This window comes from Rhodococcus globerulus (genome assembly GCF_019334125.1).
Taxonomy (GTDB): Bacteria; Actinomycetota; Actinomycetes; order Mycobacteriales; family Mycobacteriaceae; genus Rhodococcus_F; species Rhodococcus_F globerula.
In genome coordinates, this window is the sequence record NZ_CP079698.1 from 3,615,801 (window position 1) to 3,640,401 (window position 24,601).

General features: G+C 59.5%; 16 protein-coding genes and 2 pseudogenes. 5 read left to right on the forward strand and 13 right to left on the reverse strand.

Features of this window, described 5'->3' with window-relative positions; genetic code table 11:
• Positions 1-275: 275 nt before the first annotated feature.
• Both KYT97_RS16335 and KYT97_RS16340 read right to left on the reverse strand, forming a co-directional pair.
• On the reverse strand, positions 276-1,445 hold the full coding sequence (locus KYT97_RS16335; RefSeq protein ID WP_219110261.1) for an LLM class flavin-dependent oxidoreductase: 1,170 nt from the start codon (positions 1,443-1,445) through the stop codon (positions 276-278).
• Between the two features lie 86 nt (positions 1,446-1,531).
• Positions 1,532-2,272: an SDR family NAD(P)-dependent oxidoreductase gene (locus tag KYT97_RS16340; RefSeq protein ID WP_095887222.1), complete on the reverse strand. Its 741-nt coding sequence runs from the start codon at positions 2,270-2,272 to the stop codon at positions 1,532-1,534.
• A 418-nt stretch (positions 2,273-2,690) separates the two neighbouring features.
• Here KYT97_RS16340 and KYT97_RS16345 point away from each other — a divergent pair, with 418 nt between their 5' ends.
• The gene (locus KYT97_RS16345) at positions 2,691-3,482 is read left to right on the forward strand and encodes an enoyl-CoA hydratase/isomerase family protein (protein ID WP_095887223.1); all 792 of its coding nucleotides are present in this window, start codon (positions 2,691-2,693) and stop codon (positions 3,480-3,482) included.
• 250 nt (positions 3,483-3,732) lie between these two features.
• Here the strand turns inward: KYT97_RS16345 and KYT97_RS16350 are convergent, their stop codons facing one another.
• Positions 3,733-4,332: a TetR/AcrR family transcriptional regulator gene (locus tag KYT97_RS16350; protein WP_179300770.1), complete on the reverse strand. Its 600-nt coding sequence runs from the start codon at positions 4,330-4,332 to the stop codon at positions 3,733-3,735.
• Positions 4,333-4,875: 543 nt separating this feature from the next.
• Here KYT97_RS16350 and KYT97_RS16355 point away from each other — a divergent pair.
• Entirely contained in the window at positions 4,876-5,712 is an 837-nt protein-coding gene (locus KYT97_RS16355; RefSeq protein ID WP_095887225.1) for a mycofactocin-coupled SDR family oxidoreductase, read from the forward strand.
• 188 nt (positions 5,713-5,900) lie between these two features.
• Here the strand turns inward: KYT97_RS16355 and KYT97_RS16360 are convergent, their stop codons facing one another.
• The 4 genes and pseudogenes from KYT97_RS16360 to KYT97_RS16375 form a co-directional block, all read right to left on the reverse strand.
• Positions 5,901-6,368, reverse strand: coding sequence for an ArsR/SmtB family transcription factor (locus tag KYT97_RS16360; RefSeq protein ID WP_179300771.1), 468 nt, complete (start codon positions 6,366-6,368; stop codon positions 5,901-5,903).
• Between the two features lie 173 nt (positions 6,369-6,541).
• Entirely contained in the window at positions 6,542-7,342 is an 801-nt protein-coding gene (locus KYT97_RS16365) for an enoyl-CoA hydratase/isomerase family protein (RefSeq protein WP_095887227.1), read from the reverse strand.
• A 257-nt stretch (positions 7,343-7,599) separates the two neighbouring features.
• Positions 7,600-7,849, reverse strand: a pseudogene (locus KYT97_RS16370) (AMP-binding enzyme); the annotation flags it as partial.
• 142 nt (positions 7,850-7,991) lie between these two features.
• Positions 7,992-8,951, reverse strand: coding sequence for an alpha/beta hydrolase (locus KYT97_RS16375; protein ID WP_245005846.1), 960 nt, complete (start codon positions 8,949-8,951; stop codon positions 7,992-7,994).
• A gap of 497 nt (positions 8,952-9,448) precedes the next feature.
• Here KYT97_RS16375 and KYT97_RS16380 point away from each other — a divergent pair, with 497 nt between their 5' ends.
• From KYT97_RS16380 to KYT97_RS16390, 3 genes and pseudogenes are all read left to right on the forward strand, one after another.
• Positions 9,449-12,658, forward strand: coding sequence for a protein kinase domain-containing protein (locus tag KYT97_RS16380; RefSeq protein ID WP_219112982.1), 3,210 nt, complete (start codon positions 9,449-9,451; stop codon positions 12,656-12,658).
• A 169-nt stretch (positions 12,659-12,827) separates the two neighbouring features.
• Positions 12,828-13,580 carry a TetR/AcrR family transcriptional regulator gene (locus KYT97_RS16385; protein WP_095887230.1) on the forward strand — a complete coding sequence of 251 codons (753 nt, stop codon included), beginning with the start codon at positions 12,828-12,830 and terminating at the stop codon, positions 13,578-13,580.
• 625 nt (positions 13,581-14,205) lie between these two features.
• Positions 14,206-15,483 (forward strand): annotated as a pseudogene (locus tag KYT97_RS16390) (IS256 family transposase); the annotation flags it as partial.
• Between the two features lie 578 nt (positions 15,484-16,061).
• Here KYT97_RS16390 and KYT97_RS16395 read toward each other — a convergent pair.
• The 6 genes from KYT97_RS16395 to KYT97_RS16420 form a co-directional block, all read right to left on the reverse strand.
• Complete coding sequence (locus KYT97_RS16395; RefSeq protein ID WP_095888023.1) at positions 16,062-17,027, reverse strand: phosphotriesterase family protein; 966 nt, start codon at positions 17,025-17,027, stop codon at positions 16,062-16,064.
• A 158-nt stretch (positions 17,028-17,185) separates the two neighbouring features.
• Complete coding sequence (locus KYT97_RS16400) at positions 17,186-18,238, reverse strand: LLM class flavin-dependent oxidoreductase (protein WP_095887231.1); 1,053 nt, start codon at positions 18,236-18,238, stop codon at positions 17,186-17,188.
• 110 nt (positions 18,239-18,348) lie between these two features.
• Positions 18,349-20,100, reverse strand: coding sequence for an FAD-binding protein (locus KYT97_RS16405; RefSeq protein WP_280639065.1), 1,752 nt, complete (start codon positions 20,098-20,100; stop codon positions 18,349-18,351).
• Positions 20,101-21,193: 1,093 nt separating this feature from the next.
• A complete protein-coding gene (locus tag KYT97_RS16410) occupies positions 21,194-22,402 on the reverse strand; it encodes an MFS transporter (RefSeq protein WP_095887233.1) in 1,209 nt (402 codons plus the stop codon).
• Positions 22,403-22,660: 258 nt separating this feature from the next.
• Positions 22,661-24,133 (reverse strand): 3-oxoacid CoA-transferase subunit B, encoded by a 1,473-nt coding sequence (locus KYT97_RS16415; protein ID WP_095887234.1) that lies wholly within the window; start codon positions 24,131-24,133, stop codon positions 22,661-22,663.
• A gap of 197 nt (positions 24,134-24,330) precedes the next feature.
• Complete coding sequence (locus KYT97_RS16420) at positions 24,331-24,555, reverse strand: lipoyl domain-containing protein (RefSeq protein WP_095887235.1); 225 nt, start codon at positions 24,553-24,555, stop codon at positions 24,331-24,333.
• Positions 24,556-24,601 lie beyond the last annotated feature (46 nt).

The following is a 24,601-nucleotide window of genomic DNA, read 5'->3' on the forward strand; positions in this document are numbered from 1 at the left end:
TGGAGCCGGACCGCATCATGTCCAAGCCTGCAGGCCTGACCACCGTGACCTACATTCGTAGGGGTCCCAGCGGCATCACACTAACATCGTGATGATAACTCTCACAACGGTTTCCGCCCGGTTGCGAAACACCGCAATCGCAACTCCGGCTGACTCGAGTTCGCACCGACTCGTCGAGAAAGTCCCCGCCGGTGCGAATGGCACCGCGGACGAAGGACTTCGTCTCCGCCTTCGGCCGGAATTGGCATCTTGTCGTTCTCTCGGACCGATACCCCCTATCGGGGGGTGCGCTCCGCGGCGTCCTCTGCGATTGCTTTGTCCTGCGCGGCACGGAATTCCGCACCGAATGCTTGGCGACCCGAGTACAGGCGATCCCACGACGATACGAGCGGTGCCGAAGTGCCCTGAAATTCGGGAATGACGTACTGGGCGAACAGTTCCAACGACTTCTTTGTTGCCGCCTGATTAGCCCAGTCGCTCCCGGCAAGCAGCAGTGTCCCGAAGCCGCCTGACTGCTTCTCGAGGCGACTGACAAGTTCAATGGCTTGTTCGGGTGTACCCACCACTCCCATGCCACTCATGTTCAGACCATCGACCATTTCCTCGTGGGTTGTCGAAGCGAGTACCTGTTCGATGTCCACGGCTTCACCCGCGAACGGGCCGGTAGCACCGAACTTCGACATCGGCACCAGGCCGTGGCGCACATCCTCGTATGCTTGCTCTTTCGTTTCCGCGAGGTGAATCGGGGCCATCACCCGCCAGTTGTCGCGACTCACCGACTGCCCCGATTCTTTCGCTCGTTCCTCCATCAGACGCCAGGTCTCACCGACAAAGGAAAAGCCGCCGTTCGGATCGGTCGCAGCGATCGACAGAAGGCCGAATCCGTAACGGCCAGCGAGCTTCACACCCGACGGTGAGCGGACCGAAGCAACTGCGATCTCGAGATCGCGGCCCTTGTACGGCAGGACCTGCAGACGTGCGCCCTGGAGGGTGAACCAATCGGTCTTCATGTCGACGGTCTCACCTCTGAGCAACCGGGTGATCGCGTCCAAGCCTTCTTCCATCATGCGGCGCTGGTTATTCGGTTCAATGCCCATCATGTGCGCATCGGTCACGAGCGCTCCTGGCCCCGCACCAAAGGTGAAACGACCACGAGTAAGGTTGTCCAACAATGTGATACGACCAGCAGCCACCAAGGGCTGGTGGTACGGGACCGAGGTGACACCGGTGCCGAACCGAATGTCGCGTGTGCGCTGCGCTGCCGCCGCAATGAAAAGGTCCGGAGCTGAAACAATCTCGAACCCACCGGAGTGATGTTCACCGATCCACACTTCGTCGTATCCGAGGCGGTCCATGTGCTCGATGATGTCGAGGTCGTGCGCGAGCGATACCGATGGGCTCTTCCCCGGAATATGGTACGGAGACATGAAGATACCGAACTTCATTGGAGTTTTCCTATCCTTGAATTGAATGATCACGGGTTCTGAGGATGGAGGCATGGGAGCCTCGAACCTAGGCAGTGGCGGCGATGTCAGTGCATCGAACGTCCACCATTGACATGAAGGATTTGCCCTGTGATGTACCGTGCGCGATCCGAACCGAGGAAGACTATCGCCTCTGCTATCTCCTCGGGACGTCCGAGACGGCCCATCGGCACCAAGGCCATCATCTGCGGATCCGAGTCGGCATCGACCTGGCCGTCCGCGAGCGTTCCACCTGGGCCGATACAGTTCACTCGCACCGAAGGGCCGAGTTCAGCCGCGATCACGCGGGAGAACGAAATGACCCCACCTTTACTCGCCGAGTACGCAGAGAGTCCGGGATACGGGATGCGTGCCGCGCCTGAAATAACGTTGACAATCGCCGCACCCTCTTGCTCGCTCAGCACCGGCGCCCAGGCACGGCACATGAAGAAGGTGCCATCGAGGTTCACGGCCAGAGTGCGCCGCCAAACATCATCCGAAGTCTCCGTCATCAACGAGTTCGGGTAAATACCAGCGACATTGGCCAGTACATCGACCTTGCCGACGGACTCGATAACTCGTTCCTTCATGCTCTCGACGCTTGCCGACAACGAAACGTCGACATCGACAGCGAAGTGAGAGACTCCCTGCGAATCAAGGGTTTCGAGAGCTCTCTTGGCTGCGTCGCCGTTCAGATCGGCGACGACAACTTGTGCTCCGCGCGATGCAAAGAGTTGCGCAGTCGCCAGGCCGATGCCCTGGGCGCCACCGGTCACGATGACCGTTTTTCCCGCAAGTTCTAGGTTCATATGCCCTCCGAGGTAACTGTTGTGCTGGCAGGGGTTAGCAGTGGGCCGCACAGAACGCGCGGCCGAAGACGGTTACGACACGCTGGCCCTGCTCCCGAGTTCTCCGAATGACCAGATGCCAAGTCGGAATTCTCGAAGTGCGTACCGTCACGGTCGAATTCGATGGCTGTGCGACGAGAACAATGCAGGGAAGCCGGGTCTGTCGCGAGCGCAACTGGCAGACTCGGTGGCTTTCTTACCATTGGCGCCACCCCACATCCTCGAAGCTTCGATAAGCCTCTAATGATTTTCATCACAAGTCAAGGTTTTAGTTTGATGAAAATCTGAAAAGTGTTCCGAATGCTTACTTTCACCCCACTTTGCCCACCCCATCGTGCTACAGTTTTGCATCAATCAAACTATCGAGAGGCATGGTGCAATGAACGATCTGCTGGTGGACAGACTCGAGAACGTAACAGTCTTCACGCTGAACCGCCCAGAGGCGATGAACGCCTTGAACGGCGCGATCATGTCGGAACTCGAGGAGGGTCTACGGGAGTTCAACGCTGACGACAACCAACGGGTGGCCATCATTACCGGCGCCGGCGCAAGAGCATTCAGCGCTGGCGGAGACCTCAAGGCCATGGCTTCAGGACCGGCGAAGAACGCTGTTCCGCTCTCTCCCCAACCGGACATCGCGGGTGTCGCCGCAAGCGAGAAGCCAGTGATTGCCGCGATCAATGGATTGGCCGTTGCGGGCGGCCTCGAATTGGCGATTTGCGCGGACATCAGAATCGCCGCTGATACGGCATGGTTCGGCGTATTCGAAGTCAAGCGAGGATTTCTCGCGGGTGTGGCTGCTAACGTTCTGCCGCGTCTGATGCCCTTCGGAGCTGCGATGGACCTGATGTTGACGGGCGAGCGTCTTTCCGCCGAGGACGCACTTCGTCTTGGACTGGTACAGAAGGTTGTTCCTGCCGAGAAACTCCTCGACACAGCAATCGAGAAAGCTGCGGCCATCGCATCACACTCGCAGGTCGCAGTGCGGGGCACCAAGCAGGTACTACGCTACTGGCGCGACGTGCAACTTGCCGAGCAGCAGAAGTACTACGAGTCGGTCATGCAGCGCGTACTGCTCGCCGGCGACTTCGTCGAAGGCGCTCACGCTTTTGCAGAGAAACGCGAGCCTGCTTTCGCCAACGGCTGGCCCGATCCGTTCAGCAACCGGTGAAGATGCAGTAACGGCTGAACTCGAACCCGGCGGCGCCTTGCGCGATAGTTACCAGGGATGTGTGAACGCCAATTCGTTTTCTATGACGACCAGCGTTCTGCGCCGCCGGAAGTGCAGGATACTGGCCGCAGCCATAGTCGCCGCTCGGGCCTAGTGGCTGCTACATGGCTGCTGCTACATCGGCGCGGGTCTCTCTCCTGCAAGCGAATTCGACCGTCATTGCTAGTGCGGTAGGTGCTTTACCGCAAACTCATTGCAGCGAAGCCTCCGACTTGGGCGCGAACAAGATCGGTGCAGCAAGTGCGCGTGCCGTCGTAAGCCATTCCGGCAACATCGCAGCCAATGTGGCACTCAGGTCGTCGTCTCGATCGGCCTCCTGCAGCGATTCCAGCAAAATAGCAAGGATTCCCCCGACCAAGAACGACGCCGCCTTCCCCGCGTCCAGGCTGCCGGGCTTGCCAGGCGACTGATGGATAGCCGCGGTCAGTTGGTCTACCAACGTTGTCTTCAGTTCGGCAAGCGCCGGCAACTGTGTATCGGAGACTAGAACTGCAGAACACAGGCGGCGATGCTGCCCGAGATGGGCAAACAAATCTTCGAAAGTAACCGAGGCAGATGCTCCGTCCTGACGATCTACGTTGCGAACCTCTCCCGGCTCGAATTCGTCCAAGATCGACCGGAGCGCTGCGACTCCCACTTCTTCGATCCCCGTGAAGTGAGCGTAGAACGAACTCCGACTCACTCCGGCCTCACGAACGAGTTCGGCGACGGTTGGCATCTTGTCTGCTTCCAGCAACTGTTCGAAAGCCTCCAATAGTTGTCGACGAGTCCGCATCGAGCGCGGATCCATCGGATCTCCCTCCCGCATGAAAACTGCAGGTGGAATGCCAGTCAAGCCCATGAGGTCACCTCCATTTTTCATAAACACTAACAGCTGACATCGGACAGGTGTCCGTTAGTGTTTTCGCGGAACCACCGCAGAACGAAGGCGATGAGATGCCAACGACGGCCACTCATGCGTTTGTCTCCGAGCGCACCAGCGTCAGGCTAACTTCGTGTTCTGCCACCCTCGGATACACGTTGGATGCGAAAGACCCTTCAAATTACCGCTTTTCGGCGCGGATGGCTCGAAGCGAACGCAGCGGTCACACTCCTAGCCAGGGAGATTCCGAAAGCCGTTGATCGGCATAAGATTTCACCCAATCCCCGTGCGGCACGCCCAGAACTGACGGCCTGCATTTTTCGAGGTTGGGTGACTACAGGTGCTTGACAGACCCCGAGAATACTTAGATCATTGCAAATGTATCTAAATATAGATGCGAATCATACTTCACCCACGGCGGTTTCCACGAAGATCGTGATGGCCGTCATATCCCAAGCCGGAAGGTTTCAAATGACTGGAAGAGTTCAGGGCAAAGTCGCATTCATCACGGGCGCTGCTCGCGGGCAAGGACGTAGCCACGCCGTACGTCTGGCCGAAGAGGGTGCAGACATCATCGCAATCGACATCTGCAGTCCTATGGATTCGGTCGACTATCCGTTGGCGACGCCCGATGATTTGGCAGAAACCGTGCGATTGGTTGAGGCCCTCGGCCAGCGCATCGTTGCCACTCAGGCCGACGTGCGTGATTTCAGCGCGGTGGAGGCGGCCGTCAACGATGGTGTTGCACAACTCGGACGACTGGATATCGTCGCCGCAAACTCCGGAATCTTCAGCGCTGCCCGTATGGAGAATCTCGAGGAAAATGCCTGGCGGGAAATCATCGACGTCAATCTCACAGGGGCGTGGCACACAGCCAAAGCCACGATCCCGCATCTCCGCGAGGCCGGCGGCGGCGCGATTGTCATTACCAGCTCGGTTGCAGGCCTGAGGGGCGCACAAAACGCCGGCGCATACGTTGCATCCAAACATGGCGTGGTCGGTCTGATGCGCAGCCTCGCCCTCGAACTTGCCCAGGATCACATTCGCGTCAACACCGTTCACCCGGCAATGGTTGACACACCGATCATTCAAAATCCCTACATGTACGAGGTATATGCGCCCGATTTGACCCCGGAGGAACGGACCAAGGAGACGATGGCCGACAGGTTCGGCATGTCACACGCGCTTCCGTTGTCGTGGTTGGAATCCGTGGACATCTCCAACGCCGTTCTGTTCCTTGCCTCAGATGAAGGGCGCTACGTCACGGGCGTCGCAATGCCGGTCGACGCTGGTTGCATGCTGAAATAACGCGACCAACCTCTTCACCATCAAGTAGCCGAACGCCGAAGTGAGTGCCGCAGAATGCGACAGATTTGCGGCACTCACTGGAGGAGAATCAGGAGGACTCGGTCGGCTGGAATCTACGAGTGCATCCTCCGACAAGAACCGCACGTCCAGCTCAACCACGGGGAGCGATGCTCCCCGCGACCTTTCCCTCACCAGGTAGTGACCACCGGAACATGCTCCGCGCCAACGGCTACCGGATGAGCCACGTGATCTGTCATTGCCTGCCCGTGTCCCCTGCCTGTGGCCGCGGGAAATTTCAGCACGCCATCATCAACCGGCGCGATATCCGGAGCAAGTACCGAAATCGCCTCGAGCAGTGCGTGCAATGCTTCGGGACGAAGCGTGTAGAAGTTGTTACGACCCTCTTTGCGGAGGTACATGAGACCAGCTTGTATAAGGATCTTCGTGTGGTATGAAATCGTGGGTTTGGATACGTTCAACGTGTGCTCGAGCGTGCTACAAGGCAACTCCGAGACGGCGCACAGCTGGCGAACGATGCTCCAACGAACCGGGTCACCGAGAGCGCGGAGAAGGTCCATCGGACCGACCTCAGCCAGTGAGCCAACTGACACACCCGCATCGGACATGGAATCGGTTCGATCTTGTGACCACTCCATTGCACCTTGCATGAGTCCATCATAAACCACAACATGTCGTTAACTATCAAACAGATAGCAATAGTGACAACGGTAACTCGACGCCGGCGACTGTTTCGCCTCAGTCAACCGTGTTGGCCGGACTATCTTCCACACGAGTGACTCTGCACATTCGCCGCGCGTGCTGTGACCACTCAGTCACCAGTGAATACCGGTCGACGGCGCTCTTGGCTGGCGGCGATCCCCTCATGCAAATCCGCCGTAGCCATCGTTACCGGTTGCGCCAGAGACTCCCAAGTCACGGCAGCCGCCAGACCTGCGCGCCCCTGCTCGAGTCCCATCTTGGTCAGCTTGGTCGGAATGGGTGCCGCCGAGGCAATTGTCCGCGCCACATCAATCGAATAGCTGAGTACATCGTCCTGCACGCCGGTTACCAAACCCAATCTGAGAGCCTCGTCGGCCAAGACGTCACGGCCCGTATAGAGCATCTCCCGCGCCCAGGCGTAGCCGATTACCTCAGGCAAAAGCGCTGTGATTCCCATGCCCCCGTGTGTGCCCAAAAAGTTGAAGGGGGTCTTGAACAGTGCATCGTTGCTCGCATAACGCAGATCGCAGGCTAGTGCAAGGCACACGCCGGCACCGACTGCTGGCCCATTGATCGCCGCGATCACCGGGAATGGCATCTCCCGGGGCGCCAGCCAAGAGCGGTAGAAGGGTGCCATCTTTCGCTGCAGCCGATCGGGGGTGCGTTCGCCCGAAGGAGCGTCGTCCAGCCAAGACAGGTCCGCCCCCGAGCAGAACGACGTACCACTCCCCGTCACCACCAACGCCCGTACATCACGATCATTCTCAATGGCGTCGAGCGCCTCGGTCCAGGACCAAGTCATCTCTTCTGTCATTGCGTTTCGCAGATGAGGCAAATTGAGGGTCAACAACCGAACGTGAGGGGCTGGCTCGCTCAGGAGCACAGCCTGCTGTGGATCCGATTGCGTCATCGGTTACTCCTAGTGCGTAGGTCGCGCGGGTCTCACGTGAACCTGAAAATATGAGGCATAGAGATGCGATTGTTCAGAAACTATCACACGATGGGACCGGCTTTGCCGTGGTCACGGATCGAAGAATCAGCTGCAGAACACAGCACCGGACAGGATGCTCGTACTAAATTCGCCGACGAGAGGGGCTTCGCCCCTGTGCGCCTTTTTGGTAGCGCCCACTACCAGAAAGGCGCACGGGGCTGCAGGCCCTACTTACCTTAGATTGCGTCGAATACCTTGGGGCCGAACAGGATTGATGCGTCTTCGAGGCCGGGGCCTTCGGCGATGTCGCCTAGGATGCGGCGCATGACCTTGCCGGATCGGGTCTTCGGGAGTTCGGAAGTTCGGAAGTTCGGGGACGATGGTGATCTGCCGGGGTTTGGCGATGGGTCTAATGTCGGTGGACACCTGAGCCTCGAGTTCGGAGATCAGGACGTCGCCGGTGTTTTCGACACCTTCCGCCACGACTCGAATCCCGCCGGCATCATTCGCCGGCGGGCGTCCTACGAGAGATCGTCAAGCGGACCGTCATCGAGAGTCGGTCGAATGCTCGATGTCGGCAAGAAGAATCCGGTTCCGAACAGATGACTGAGTTGGATCCTCAGTGCGGTTACAGGTCTGCGATGACCCTGCAGCGATCCGCCAGTGTGCGACGGGTGACCCCGATATCCAGACTCATGCGGTCATGTCCGTGAATTACACCAGGAAGAACCTGCAATTCACATGAGATTCCCACCTCGTACAGTCTGCGAGCGTACGAAATCGATTCATCCCTGAAGATGTCGAGTTCACCCACTTCGATATAGGTAGGAGGAAGACCCGAAAAGTCCTCGAGACGCGCGGGCGCGGCGATCGGCGAGACCCTGTCGCTGCCGAAGTCTGCTCCGAGCACCGCTCTCCAGGAGGTCCAGTTGTTATCATGGGTCCACGCGACGGCACCCTCGAGAATCGGGTCCGGTTCAGTGTTTCGGTCGTCCAGCATCGGGTAAATGAGAATTTGTTTCGAGACCGGAACGCCTCTGTCGCGAGCAAGAATCACAGTTCCTGCAGCGACACCGCCGCCGCCGCTATCGCCCATGACGGCAACGCGAGCTGGATCTACTCCGAGTTCATCGGCGTGGTCGACAAGCCATTGAAGACCGGTGAATCCGTCTTCCGCAAGTGAGGTGCCTGTCTGTTCGGGAGCGAGCCGGTAATCAACAAGCAGCAGTGGAACATTCGACTCCTGCACGTAGTAGCGAACGATTCCGTCGTAGTGGTCGGGTTTGCCGGAGATCATCCCTCCACCGTGCAAGTACACGACTGCTGGACGGTCGGTCGTCCCGGTATCGGTGCTGTAGAAATGCAATCCAATTTCTGAGCCGTCAGGCGTCGGGGCGAAGTGCGAACTTACGGAGACGCCAGTTGAGGGCGGAGAAGGAACGCCTGCCATCCCGGCTTCGAGGACGGCCCGAAGCCCTAACGCGTCGCCGCGCTCAGGGATTGTGATCCCGCCATTCGCCATGGCGTCGGAAGCGATAACAGCGCAGGCTGCTGCCAGTTCAGGATCCATCATGTTGATCGTTGACATCGTTGTCCTATCAAGCTCGTGTTGGGTTGGGATCAGCGCCCTCACCGAGACACTAACGGACAACTGTACGATTGTCACCACTAATGGACAGTTGTTTGATTACGGCAGTTTATGATCGAACTCTGGAGCTCCAGCGCATCGACCTGCACAGCGGTGCGCGATTCTTGGATGCATGGAACCCGTAGCGCCCGTTGTCGTTACGAAGTCGACATCCATAATTCGGCACGACCCCGGCCGGCACGACAGCAAGAGGGCTACGAGTAGCGACAGCTGCAGCCCGTCGACCCAAGCCCCCCCCCGGAGCTGTTCCGCAGATTTGCGCCATCGACACATAATCTCGCCCTCCGAGTGGCGACTACCGGCAGCCACCCGGCAGCGATATCCTGAGTACATCGTCGACAAGGTGGCATACGTCACACCTGCTTCGATGACACGAAGAGGGTGAAGTGCACAGAAGCCGATGGCCGACCAGAAATCCGTTCGGGACGCGGGGTGACATGGTCCCCGACGTCAGCATTGAATTGAGTGCCGCGGGATTCGACAACGCCCGCGAGATCGAACGTGGCGATTTCAGTGTGGTCTATCGGTGCGATCAAACCTCGCTCAACCGCACCGTGACAGTCACCGTCATCCTCTCCGACCTGGACGTCGGCGACCGGAAGCGCTTCCTCCGGAAACAACAGGCAATGGGCCGACTCGCCGGACACCCCCACATTGTCACCGTCCTACAGGCCGGCGCCACCGAAAGCGGGCACCCGTTCCTCGTGACGCAAGACCAGTTGCGCAGTTCCCTCGATGCTCAACTCCGCCAGCACGGCCCACTGACTCTGGAAGACACATTGAGGTTAGGGGTAAAACTAGCCGGCGCACTCGAAGCCGCGCACCGACTCGGAATCGTGCACCGCGACGTGAAACCCGCGAACATCCTATTCACGGAATACGGCGAGCCGGCGCTCACCGACTTCGAGATCGCCTACATTGCAAGCAATTTCGAGACCACGACCGACGTCCTGACCGTGCCGTCCGCGTTCACTGCACCCGAAATCCTCACGGGCGAATCTCCAAGCCCCGCCTCGGACATCTACGGTCTCGCTGCCACCTTGTACTGCGCTGTGACAGGTCATCCCGAATTCGAACGCCGCAGCGATCAGCCATTGTCCATCAAGATCACGACACAGCCCATTCCAGACCTACGCGATCAAGGCATCGCCGACGCCTTATGTGCGGTGATCGAACGCGCCACGTCCACAAATCCGGACGACAGACACCGAACGGCAGCCGCACTCGGCGAGGAGCTTCGCGATCTCTTACTGCGACACGACATCCCGGCCGACGACATAGCCGCGCATGGACAACCTGAACCACCCTCGGGACCGCGACGTCTTCGCCCGAACATCCACTCGCACACCTCGCACAACTCCAGTGGGACACTGCCACTCGACCTAACCAGCTTCGTCGGGCGCCGCAGCGAACTCTCAGAGTTGAAAGCCTTGCTGAGTTCATCGCGGCTGGTGACGTTGACAGGGATCGGCGGCGTCGGGAAAACACGGCTCGCGTTGCGGGCAGCGGCAAATGCGAAGTCGAACTTCGGAAACGGCGTCTGGCTCGTAGAACTCGGCGAACTGTCCGACGAGTCACTGCTAGTCGACGTAGTCGTGGCCGCGCTCGGGCTGCGGGACCAGTCGGCCCTGTCTCCGAACACTGTCCTCCTGGATTTCCTCGCCAACCGCGAGGTGCTGCTACTCCTCGACAACTGTGAACAGGTAGTCGACGCCGCGGCCTCCCTGTCAGAGACGCTGCTTCGGTCCTGCCCGGGCGTGCGCATTCTGGCGACGAGCCGAGAAGCGTTCGGGATCGGCGCTGAATCGGTCATGCGAGTTCCACCCCTCACAGTTCCTGATCCCAACTGTGAACCGTCGCTTCGCGGACTCCCCCGCTACGACGCGGTCACGTTGTTCGTCGAACGCGCAGCCACTGCTCTCCCCCACTTCGAGCTCACCGACGACAACCGCAGCGTCATCACACAGATCTGCAACCGATTGGACGGACTGCCCCTCCCGATCGAGTTGGCGGCGGCTCGGCTACGCGCCATGTCGCCAGAGCAGATCCTGCAGCGACTCGACGACCGGTACTCCCTGCTCACCCGCGGCAACCGGGGCGCGCCGTCGAGGCAGCGAACGCTTCGATTGTGCATCGACTGGAGCCACGACCTGTGCACGCCGCAAGAACAGTTGGTGTGGGCACGGCTGTCGGTGTTCGCCGGCAGTGTCGGACTCGATGCTGCGGAAGCGGTCTGCAGCACAGGGATGAATCCTGACGACGTGCTCGACACATTGACTTCCCTGGTCGACAAGTCAATCCTCGTACGGGAGGAATCGAACGGTGCGGTTCGATTCCGACTGCTCGAAACCCTCCGTGACTACGGCCGGGAACAACTGCAGCGGCGCGATGAGTTTCTGGAACTCCGTCGCATGCATCGAGATTGGTATCAGCAGCTCGCGCTTGACGCCGAATCCGAGTGGATCAGCGCACGGCAGCTCGACTGGATCGCGCGACTCGAGCAAGAGCAGCCGAATTTCCGTGAGGCACTGGAATTCTGCATGTCCGACAGCCCGGACGCAGGGCTGCGCATCTCCGCCGCTCTCTTGCCGTTTTGGAGTTCGCGTGGGCCATTCAGTGAGGCGCGGCACTGGCTGGACCGACTCCTGGCGCGCCAGCCAGGGCAGGTGACGGTCGAACGAGCCATCGCGTTGTACTCCAGCAGCGTGCTGGCCGAGGTGCAGGGCGACATGGATGCGGGCGCCGACCTGGCCGAGGAAGGGCGCGGGCTCGCGGCACGGATCACCGACCCACGGACCCATGCCTTCATCGCACACTCCGACGGGATCTTGGCGGTGTTCAACGGTGACATCCCCCGGGCGTGCGCACGCCTGGAACGGGCCCTTGAATTGTTCGGGCCGGGAGACGACGCACCACAAATCGGCATTCTGCACATGCTCGGAATCGCGTATGAACAAGGGGGCGACATACGGAAGGCAATCGAATGCTACGAACGCGTGCTCGCTGTCACCGAGGCACGCGGAGAGTCCGTATACCGGTCATACGTACTGTGGTCCATGGCAGTTTTGATGTGGCGTCAGGGCGACCGTTCCCGGACAATACAGCTGCTCGAGCATTCTCTGCAGCTGTGCCGACAGGTGAAAGACCGCCTCATGGCCCCGACATGTTTCGAGGCGCTGGCCTGGATCGCGGCCAGTGAGAACGACCCACGTCGTGCCGTAATTCTGATGGCCGCGGGCGAGGAGCTGGTACGAGAAGTCGGCAGTGTCACGATCATGTTTCCCGCCCTCTTCGTCCACCATGAGGAATCCGATCGAGCATGCCACCAGGCACTTGGACAACGCGAATTCGACGCTGCCCATCGGAAGGGCCGGTCGCTGGGATTCGACGCCGCGATCGCGTATGCACTGCGTGAGGAACTCCCGGAGGCCCCGCCCGGTCATGCGTCGACGACTCCGACGAGACGAGAACAGGAAGTCGCGGAACTGGTGGCCGAGGGCATGACCAACAAGGAGATCGCCGACCGACTCGTGATCTCACCGCGAACCGCACAAGGACACGTCGAGCACCTGCTCACCAAACTCGGATTCACATCCCGCGCCCAGATCGCGGCGTGGGTGGTGGAGCAGACACAAAACGATCGGTAGCGACAAGTAGCTATGCGGACTCCACAGCAGGAAACACGATCCGGCTGCGCGCCACCGGCTTCGACCTCGGTGCCAGCCAGGGTTCAGACCCGCTGCTGCGCAACGCCCTACCCACCGCGGTTTGCGCTACGACCTCGAGGCAGACACCGGCCAAGGTAGGCTTCTTGGCATGGCGAAGCGAATTGCGGCCGGGAGGCCGGACAGCGCTCCCGCACCAATCGAACTGCTCGAAGGTGAATCGGCGAAGCTTCCAACCAAGTCCGCCCCAGCCGATGCTGCGCCACTCACGACAACGCCGAACCGGCCCGCCCGAGTCTCGTTGCGCGATGCGCAGCGAGCGGTAACGCGGACTCGGTTGATGGCCGGCGCTATGGATGTTTTTGCACATACGACGTACCCCGCGGCGACTGTTGACGAAATCGCGATCGCGGCGGGTGTCGGTCGGGCGACGTTCTATCTTCACTTTCGCAGCAAACTTGATCTCCTGCAGGCGATCATGACCGATGCGACACCCGAGATCTTGTCATACTTCGAGCGGGCCGATCCAGCGTTCGCCACCGGAGATACAGCGGCCGTCGAAGCCTGGGTCCGCGACGGATTGTCGTACTTCGAGAAGAATCGAACCTTGATGTTCGTACTCGATGAGGTCCTCGCGACCGAGAGAGCCGAGTACGCAACCTTGTTCAACACCCCGGTCGAGTTCAGCGACTGCATGCCGTTGCTCATGTCGAACTGGCCGTCCGAACGTCGATCCGAGGCGAGCGCACGAATCCGCCTGATGGCCTTGATGCTCAATCGGACATGGCTGTCCTCATCCGGACTAACCAACGACCAACTCGTGAAAATGCTCGCCGATATCTGTATGAAAGCTGTCTGTCCGCCTACCTCGCCGCCGGCCACGACCGCAGGTCACGAGGCTTGATTTCTTCCCAAGAATCCTAGAACTTCATTGCGAGATGCAGGCACAACCGGTTTCACCAACTTATCACCGGATGCGCACGAGCAATCCAGACTGAGGGCCTTGGTGGCGGCTTACGCCCTTCCCGTACTTATTTGTCGGTGCGACGATCGTCGACGCGCCCCAGAGGCGGGGCCTAAGGACTGACCGACGCTCACTGACTGATGTCCTTGTAGTCGACACCGACGACCGTCAGCTTGCAGCGGTGATACCTGAGCGTCCGCATCCTTCGTTGTGCGACTGCGCGCGGTGCATCGCCTCCGTCCGAGTCCCGTCAGCCCAATTGGTATGGGAACGAACCGCATCGGGGCGAAAGGTCCGCTCCATGCGAGCATTGCGATGAGTTGCGAAAACGCATTGTCTTCTTGGTAGACAGGTCGTACAGTCTTTCTGACACGGCATGGTTGATCGGGCGTTGCCTTCATGGCGACCGCCCAGGAAGGGTGCGTCAAATGCCCAAGTCAAAAGCTCGTTCCACGCTCTCCCGCAGTAACGTCGCCATTCATCAGATGGTTAACACGGACGATTGCGTCGCTTCTGAAGGACGGCCACTTACCCAGTGCCTCAACAAGGTCCAGCGGTGGATCGCATGGTGAGCACCGACGAACCGAAAGTTCGGGTCGATCCAACCAACGCCGAGCTGACAGGCGAGGAGCTGGCGATCACGCAGGAACTCGTCCGCTCCGCTCGTGCCCGCGGCGTCGCGATGACCGGACCGCACGGGATACTGAAGGCGTTGACCAAGACGGTGATCGAGACCGCGTTGGACGAGGAGATGATCGAGCACCTCGGCTACAGCAAGCATGACCCCACCGGCCGCGACAGCGGAAACTCCCGCAACGGCACCCGCGTCAAGACGGTACTGACCGACAACGTCGGCCCCGTCAAAATCGACGTCCCGCGGGACCGCGACGGCACTTTCGACCCGGCCATCCTCAAGAAAGGCCAACGACGCCTAGGCGGGGTCGACACGATCGTGCTGTCGTTGGTCGCCAAGGGACTGACCGCCGGAGAGGTCTCTGCCCACTTCGAGGAGATCTACGGTGCGTCGCTGTCGAAGGACACCATCTCCAAGATTACCGACCGGGGCCTTATCGAGATGGCCGACTGGGCCGCCCGTCCCCTCGAGAAGGTCTACGCCGCGGTGTTCATCGATGCGGTCTACGTCAAAGTCCGCGATGGGCAGGTCACCAACCAGCCCTTCTATGCTGCGATCGGTGTCGACCTGGCCGGACACAAAGACGTCCTCGGCCTGTGGGCGGGTACCGGAGCTGGGGAATCAGCGCAGTTCTGGATGCAGGTTCTGACCGAACTGAAGAACCGCTGCATCGAGGACGTGTTCTTCATTGTCTGTGACAGCCTCAAGGGACTCCCGGACTCGGTCGGAGCGGTCTTCCCCCAAACAACAATCCAGACGTGTGTGATCCATCTGATCCGGAACACGTTCAAACACGCCTCGAAAAAGTTCTGGGGTGAGATCGCCGAGGACCTCAAGCCGATCTACCGGGCCCCGTCGCGGGAGTCCGCGTGGGCGGCGTTCGAGAAGTTCGAGGACAAGTGGGGCAAGGCCTACCCAGCGATTGGCCAACGGTGGCGCAACGCTTGGGAACAGTTCGTGCCGTTTCTAGATTTCGACGTCGAGATCCGAACAGTGCTGTGCAGCACCAACGCGATCGAGAGCTTGAACGCGCGTTATCGGCGTGCGGTCACCGTCCACGGACACTTCCCGACGGAGCAGGCCGCGCTGAAGTTCCTGTATCTGGTCACCAGGTCACTGGACCCTAAGGGAACTGGTCAACAACGATGGACCATGCGCTGGCAACCGGCGCTAACCGCGTTCGCGATCACGTTCGGTGACCGCATGCCCATCACAGCTCGCCAACAGCAGATCCAATCCGAAGAACCCGAAATACGACCTGCCAATTACCCCATTTCTCGGACAGACCCAAGGTGCCAGGCTCGAAGTAGCTACCTGCATCCAGAAGGGGCACAAATACGGCGCTAACTCGTCGTGGCGGCGCACGAGGAGCGGTCCCGCCGTGCCGAGTGGGGACTATTGCAGCCGAGTTCGTCGCACTGGTGTTGGGTGACGTCGAGTAGAACGACACGGATGCCCGGACTGCCTCACTCACGAAAAATGTTGTCGCTGGTGGCCATACGATCCTGGTAGCGAGGTTGTAGACACATATCCAGCTCGGACATGTTGTCCCACGGCTGACGGTTCACGCTTCGACAACTCCGCCGCGTGGCCGCTCCTCGCGACGCCGGCACAGATCTCCCCGTCCAAATCAAGCCGCTTTCACCAGCCGACGCAGCATGAGATTAGAAGCGCCACTTGCACTTTTGCGCACAGACCGACGTCAAGCCCCCGGGAGCTTCCGGGCGTGCGCTATCCACGTTCTGCCGTGACGCTTCATCATCCGATAGCCGCTAGTTACCACCGAATCACCCGGCGGTGAAAATCTCCCGCGGGTTATCCACAAGCATTGTCTCGATGTCTCGAGGCGCGACGCCCGCGTTCAGCAATGCGGGGACGACGTCGTCCACGATGTGTTGGAACTGCCAGTTGGGCCAGTTTTTTGCACGGTAGTCGTCAGGAACGTTCTGGGTGTGACATGAAGTGTCGTGGGACAACACCATTCGCGATGCGTATCCGCGCCGTACTAATGCTGCGACGGTGGCCACTCGTTTCTCGAACGTCATGATGCCGTCGAGGCCGAATCTGTCCATACCGAGGTAGGAACCCGCATCAATCAAGCGCTGCAGGTAATCCAGATCGTCAGTGTCCCCACTGTGGCCGATGACCACAGCACCCAGATCTACTCCTTCTTCCGCGAAGATCTTCTGCTGATCCAGGCCGCGCTCGGCCAATGCATCGGTATGCGTGGAAATCGGAACGCCGGTGATGAGATGTGCACGGGCGACGGCGCGCAAGATTCTTTCGATATCGGGAGTTACACCAGGAGCATCGGTCACGCACTTGAGGATTCCCGCTCTGATCCCTGTTCCCGCGATGCCCTCCGTGATGTCCTTCACGAACATTCCAACCAGAGGCTCCTCACCCCCGAACATCCTGCCAGGCCCCCGCACACGAAGGTAGGTAGGCAGATCGGCAAAGGTATAGAACCCTGTCGCGGCGATGATCGTCACCGGCGACTTCTCTGCTACGGCCCGCACCCGTCGGATATCCCTACCCAAACCCAGCACAGTCAAGTCGACGATCGTGTCGATACCGGCGCTTTTCAGCGCGACAAGCTTATTGACCGCGTCCGCCGTGCGTTCGTCGTCGTCCCAGGTCTCGGGGTAGTTGACCTGATACTCGTGGTTTATCACGAACACGTGCTCGTGCATGAGCACCCGCCCGAGTTGCCGGCAGTCGATCTCTCCGGTCACGGTCTGAACTTTTGCCATCGGTGTGAATTCCTCCATACGCGCGAGCTGTGGAATCTATCTACAAGTGGTCAAATCTCTACGGCTTCAAGCCATCCGCGGGGCCGGCCTCGGACCGCCACCCAAAATCTCGCGATCGAACCGGGGCCGATTTGCGACCCCGGTTCGATTGCGCAGAGTCAGAGTTGCGGGCGCACTTTCTCGGCGAACGTAGTCATCGACTGGAGAACCTGCTCCTGCGGCTGGCTCCCGCCGCCGTCGAACCAGAGCACCAGACCTCCGAGGCCCGTGTAGCTGTGGAAAGATGCCACTTCCTCCGCGACGTCATCTGGCGACCCCAGAATGAGCATCTTGCGTTCGACGTATTGCTCGAAAGTGAGATCCTCGATGCTGAGGCCAACCTTGGCACGGTTCTTCTTCTCCCCAACGAACCACATATAGCCCTCGCGGAATTCGCGTCTGGCCTGCTCGGCGGTATCGGCGACATGGGTTGCTTTGAACTGTGAACTGCGAGAGAGGTTTTCATCGATCGCGTCGAACGAGTGTCCTGCCGCACGTGCCTCCTCGCGGTAGACCTCGACCAACGACTTCACCTGGTCACGGGTCGCACCTCCGAGCACGAACGCGAAACCTTGGCGTGCGGCCGACCGGAGTGACTCCTCGGTCGAACTGACCATGACATAGGTCGGCGGAATAGGCTTTTGGAACACCTCCGGGAAAAGTTCGACTTCGTCGATCGTTTCACCGACACCGGGCACCTGGTGGTACTTGCCCTGGAAATTGACCTTCCCGGTCCGCCATGCCTGCATGACGATTTCGAGGACCTCGTTGTAGCGCTCCTCACGCTCGGTCAGGTCTATGTTGTAGGCCTGGAACTCGACCGGATCATAACCCTTGCCGATGCCGAAGTTCAGCCGGCCACTACTCAACTGGTCAATGTAGGCGTAGTCCTCAGCCAGGCGCAGCGGGTGGTGCATCGGCAACCGTGAGACCGCGGATCCGACACGAATCCGTGTCGTGGCGGCCGCAGCCGCGGCCAGCAACAGTTGCGCCGAAGCCGTGATTCCGAACTTGCGACCGTTGTGCTCGGCCACCCAGGCATCTTCGAAGCCGAGCTTGTCGGCATGTTTGATCTGCTCGAGCGCTTTGTTCACCGCTACGTTGTGGCTGTGCCACGGCGGAACGGTGGACAAAGCGAAGACTCCATAACGGGGAGTAGATGCAGAACTCATTGCGTTCCAATCCGAAGTAGTTGGTGTCCATTTCGACCTATCCCAAGGCCTGCGTCATGAACGATGTAATGACAAATCCAGGTATGTGTTCGTGCGTTAACTGACATCGGTCAGGTACCAGTTACTTCTTGTACAGGCGATATCCGGCGAAGTTGCGCGCTTTTCGCCGCGTGTGCACCAGCGCGGCGGCCCGAGTAAACACCATCGGCAAGTGACAGACCGCTGACATAGCTGTGGGAGCAAATTCCGATTGCACACCGGCCGACGGCATAAATCCCTGAGATGGGCTGGTCCGCACTGTTAAGGACATGGCCCGAGGACTCGTCCACCCTGAGACCGCCGAGCGTGAATACCGTGGCTGGATACAGCGACGAATTCTTGATGGAAATCTTGACCGCCCTGAACGGACCTTGTTCGATCGCCGTGCATAACCCGGCCGCCTTGTGGCCCGGATCGCCGCTCGTACTTGCGATTCCGTCGTTATAGGCGCGCACTGTCTGAACAAGACCAGCCGGCGGGACGCCAATCTTGGCGGCAAGAGCATCCAAGGTGTCTGCCTTCTTGTGCCCTGCGGTGAACAAATACATCGTTTGCGGAAATTGGAAGGCTTGCCGACACTGCTTGCGGACCTGCCCGCGAGCCTTCTTCCAGCTCTTGGCATCAAGAATAAGAAAGCCCTGCCCTTGATGCTCGGTGATCATGACCTCGGCCAAACGCGCGCCATACACGTCCTCATTGATGATTCGTGCACCCGTCGGGCCCACCGTCACACCCTCGAGGAAGGCGCTCGGCGGTGACAGGAACCGCCAGGCCGCCAGCCGATCGAGATTGGTGGCTACACCACCGGCTGATATCCCGAGGTTGATTCCGGTACCGTCGTCGCCCACCGTGCCCAAGGGAAGCAGGCCCGGGTCTTGGAAGGGACCGGCGTGCTTGGCCATCATCTCGGAATTGAGTACGAATCCGCCGGCAGCCAGGATCACAGCATTGGCTCGGACGCTGACTTCAACGGCGTTCTTCTCCCAGAGTTTCTCGGCCTTGGCGTTGAGTCGGGCCCCGATAGGCGGAACCCAGTTCCCCAGTTTTCCGCCGACCTTGCTCAGCTTCCGGTGGCTGTCGCCACCATCGTCGTCAGGATTCATACTCCGATAAACCACACCGACAACCGCACCATCTTCGATGATGAGCTCGCTGACACGACTCAACGGCTTGAACTCAACGCCCTTGGCAATGGCAGACTGGCACAAGCTCATGGTGAGCGTGTGCCCACTTTTTACGCCCTTTGCAACCTGCCGGTGCCCGCGGGCGGCCGGTACTGCCTCGAGATTGTAGGGCCACGCTGTTTCGTTACCCGAGTAGTACAGGTAGTGCGTGTCGGCCGTGTAGGACGCCTTGTACGGCGACAACGTTCCTTGGAACTGCGCACCTTGCTGTTCCAGCCAATCAACCATGGCCGGACTCGTCTCGCAGAAATGGCGGAGTGTCTCATCTGAGACCACACCGTTCGCTTCCTGACGAAGGTAGTTGAACATGTTCTGCGGGCTGTCTTGCACACCGGCTGCCTGCTGATACCGCGTTCCGCCGCCTGCGTAGATCACACCGCCCGAGAGCGCAGCGGCTCCCCCGCCGTAACCGCGATCGAGTACGAGAACCCTCGCACCGGAATCGGCGGCCTCGATGGCTGCCGACGCTCCCGCCACACCGAAGCCCACAATCACAACGTCGTAATCGTTTTGCGGCTTCACAGTGACATTACTTTTGACCATGAGACTCCTTCTGATAACAGATGAATAAATCAAAAGCGCCGAAAACTGAACAAAGGACCAACTCGGCACAGGACCGCACCACAGCTCCGCACTCATGAAATCGACGTTTCATCAAGATTCAGGAACTGATCGGTCATGTCAAGGGTCTAGACCGCCATCCTGAAAGACAACCCCAAGTTTCAGAAAAATGGTGTAAGTGGATCGAGGGAGTGTCATAAAAATGGTGTAAACGAATTTAGGTGGTGTCAGAAAAATGGTGTAACTTCTGCCATCAGGCCACTGATCATTGTGAGCTCTATCCGGCCCTGCAACGGCCCCTGAACGGTTCTGTAACAACCACCTGAATAAAGTCACTCAAGGGGCAACTGATATCGTTTCCGTCGATGCTGCAAGCTTCCCATGATGGCCGGAAAAGAATTTCGACGCACCTTTAGATGGGAGGCAACTTGGTCAATTCTCTACGGTTTTTCACGAACTGACCTACCGAAGTTTTCGAGCATCCGCGAGATCACGACGTGGTGGTTTCCTCCCACATAGGCCTTGCGGTCTAGTGCGCGCCCGAATCCAACCCGGACGAATTCAACCATGACCAGCAGGAAGAAGCGCTCGGTGGACAGCACCGCCTTAAGCAGCCGAGGATCGGCACTATCGAATCAGGTTTGAGATCATTCTTACGGCGCGGGTTATCGAAACTCAGTTCGGTGATTCCTTCTTTACGTAAAACTGAAGTACGGCACATGCGTGACATTTTCCCGAGACTTCATATCCTGATTCAATTCTTTTGCGATCAGCGAATTAAGCTTCGTTTAGACACGGTTAAGTCTGTCGATTTACCGCCACTAAAGAGCCTGCACAAGGACAGAATGCCATCAAGTGGATACCGAGCCGATCTTCACGCCGGCGCCAGCCCTGCAGTCGCGAATACTTCGGATACCAGAATCGAATTCTAGGTTACTCCGGGAAATGTTCTTTCCGCTCGCGACAACGCGATTCTTGACGAATCGGGTTCACGCATGGACCCACTTCTAGACAGACCAATTCGGAAACGATGAAACCAGGCAATATCGTCAAAGCTGACAAGCGCTGAGATCTACCGGATCAATCGTCCGTCTAATTCTAATTCGTATCCAGGTTTCGGTGCCGCATGGCATTCGCGCGGTAACGCCTACTCTGGACGAGAATTTCTGGCTCAGGACATGAACTCGAGGCTTCGCCGTGGGTGAAACACCGGCACCGTCGCCAATGAGACGAACGCGAGCCCCAGCAGAACTGCATATCCGGCGGTGAAGCTTCCCGTGAACTGCCTCAACACGCCGAGCATCGCCGGTCCCGTCGCGCCGACGAGGTAGGCGACGAGCATGACCATGGCGCCGAGCCGCGCAGCGTCCGCCTGCGTGTGCGTCACGTCCACGAGTGCAACCATCGCCAGTGTCGAACTACCGCCGGCGCCAAACCCGAACATGACCATTGCAGGTACAGCGAGCTCCAGTGGCGCGAGGACAAGGCACAGCATGCCGGCAGCTGACAAGGCTACGACGAGCGCAAGTAGCAGTCGCCGGTCGGACGTGTAATCGGCGAGCACCGGCAGTGCCAGCATCGCCAAGAGCCCTGCGAGTTGGAAAATCACGAAGTAGCCGGCCGCCTGCTGCTGTGAGCCGCCCAGATGGATGTAGAGCGGCGAAACCCAGGCCAGCCCGCTGAAACCGATCATCATCGCCGAAGCGGTGAACCAGGTGATCCACCAGGCGGTCGGTGCGCGCCATGGCAGTCGATGATCGACGACTGGACCTGCCGGCCGGACCGCGTGAAGCCTCCGCGCTGTGCCTGCCCAGACCAGCAAAGTCACCGCAGCGACTGCGCCCCAAAGGGCGAGCGCTTGCCGCCAGCCGCCCAGCCACTCATCGGTGGGCACGGCAATCCATGCTGCGAGCGCCACGCCCACCGAGGTACCGACCGAATACAGACCCAACGCGAACCCACGCCTCCGCGCAACGTGAGTCATGATCAGGCTCGGGACCAAAGCGGAGGCTCCGCCCATTCCAGCCCCGACCACCATGCAAGAGACGAGGAACAGTGGCAGGCCCACTGGGATAACGCGGGCTAGACAACCGATCGACAACACACCGAGCATTACGGTCATCGCGTTGTTCACTCCGATGCGAGCGGCGACCTTCTGCCCCATCGGCGCGCCAATCCCCATGAAGGCCACGGCAACTGACGTCAGTAACCCTTGGGCGAGGCCGGACAGGTGTAGGTCACGCGTCATGTCTTGGAGCAGCGGCGGTATCGAGCCGAGCGAGGCACGCAAGTTCAGCCCTATTACGGCCATCAACGCAATAATCGCCCACGCCGGGACCGTGGCCTGTTGTGCGCGAGCCGTGACCGCGGAGCCGGTCACTGGGCTTCGCTGACGAAGTGCAGCAGGGCCGTAACGGGCTGGTCGGCAACTTCACACCGTGAGAAGTCCAGTCGTCCGTGCAGGGCGACACCGACAATCTCAGCAACACCGGCCACTGACGGTATTTCAGCTTGGCCGTTGTGCAAGCGCCTAATGATGACTGCCTCCTATCAAGCTGATTTCGGTAAATTCCGAGGGCACATGCCGACGTGGGGGCAAGACCTACTCAATGTTCCACTTCTTGGAGATTTCATTCGTTCAGGCTGGCAGCGAGATCGTGAAGGGCGCACCAGTGCGCTCGCGGAGGTAGTCGAGTGTGACGCCCGGCGCCAACTCTCGGAGGGCGAGCCCATGTTCTGTGACATCGAAAACACAGAGGTCGGTGATGATCCGGTCGACCACACCCAAGCCGGTTATCGGCAATGTGCATGAATCGACAACCTTGAAACTGCCGTCTCTGGCGATGTGCTCCATAAGCACGATGACTGTCCGGGCTCCGCCCACCAGATCCATCGCGCCACCCATACCCTTGACCATCTTTCCCGGAATCATCCAGTTGGCGATGTCACCGGTGGTCGAGACCTGCATTGCCCCGAGAATCGCTGCATCAATTTTTCCGCCTCGGATCATGCCGAAACTCGCAGCCGAATCGAAGATCGATGCGCCCCGGCGAAGTGTGACGGTGGCTTTGCCGGCATCGACCAGGTCAGGGTCTGTATCGCCGACGTACGGTGCTGGTCCGGTGCCAAGCACTCCGTTCTCTGATTGCAGCACAATCTCGACGTCATCGGGAACATGGGCTGGAACCAAAGTCGGCAATCCGATGCCGAGGTTGACATAGTTGCCATCCGACAGTTCCTGCGCAGCTCGGGCGGCCATCTGATCACGACTCAGACCAATGCGTAGTTGACCGTATTCATCACTGCGACTAGATGATTCAACTTCTACCGAACCACTCGTTACTCGATTGCGAGTAACCAGTTTTTCAATCCGCTTGTCAGCTGCTTGTGCCGGAGTCATCGCGAGCACGCGATGCACGTAGATGCCGGGTAGGTGAATCTCGTCGGGGTCGAGCTCGCCAGGCTCAACGAGTTCTTCGACCTCGGCAATCGAGATCCTGGCGGCCATGGCCGCCAGCGGATTAAAGTTTCGGGCCGACCTATGGAATACCAGGTTCCCGTGCCGATCGCCCTTCCACGCCCGCACCAGTCCGAAGTCGCACGTAATTGCCTCTTCGAGCACGAAAGTGCGTCGCTGACCGTTGAAGTCGAATTGCTCCGTCCCCTTCGGCGGGCTCTGCTCGAGCACCTCACCGTCCGGGCCGAACAACCAGGGCAAACCCCCTTCAGCGACCTGGCTGCCCACGCCGGTCGCGGTATAGAACGCAGGAATCCCGGCACCGCCGGCGCGCAACTTCTCAGCCAATGTCCCCTGTGGGACAAGCTCCACCTCGAGTTCACCGCCCAAGAACTGCCGCTCGAACTCCTTGTTTTCACCGACGTAGGAGGACACCATTCGCTTGATCCGCCGCTCGCGAAGCAGCAACCCGAGCCCCCAGTCGTCGACCCCGCAGTTATTCGACACGGTCACAAGATCGCGGACGCCCTTTTCCAAGAGACCTGCGATCAGCAGACTCGGAATGCCGCACAGGCCGAAGCCGCCCACCGATAACTTGGCTCCATCGTCTATTCCGTCGAGCGCTTCGGCGAAAGTGCCGACAACCTTGTCCATTCACAATCTCCCTACATTCGATAGCACAGTCGTTCTGGCGCAGTACCTTTCACGGCGCGCAGCCAGATGACCAATCGATGCGAGCTCACACAGCCGACTAACGCCGCCACTGCGCCGGCTGGCGTGATGCGACGCTGCGACCACATCCGTTGTGGCGGTGAATGTTCCAGTGTCGCATTCACCGCCACACAGGGCCGCTAGGTCAGCTCTCCAACCACAGTGCCGACTGCATATGTTTCGTCTGCCTCTGCCTTGATCTTCAAGACACCGTCGACAGGTGCCTCGATCTCGGTCTCGATCTTGTCTGTTTCGAGGAGGTAGATGCCCTCGCCCGCACTGACTGTCGCCCCGTCTGCCACAAGCCATTCGGATAGCGTGCCCTCAACCATCGTGACCCCCAACTTGGGAATGCTCAGTTCCATCGTTCTTGTCTCTCCTTCAGAAATCGTCGAGGCGCGCACTAACGTG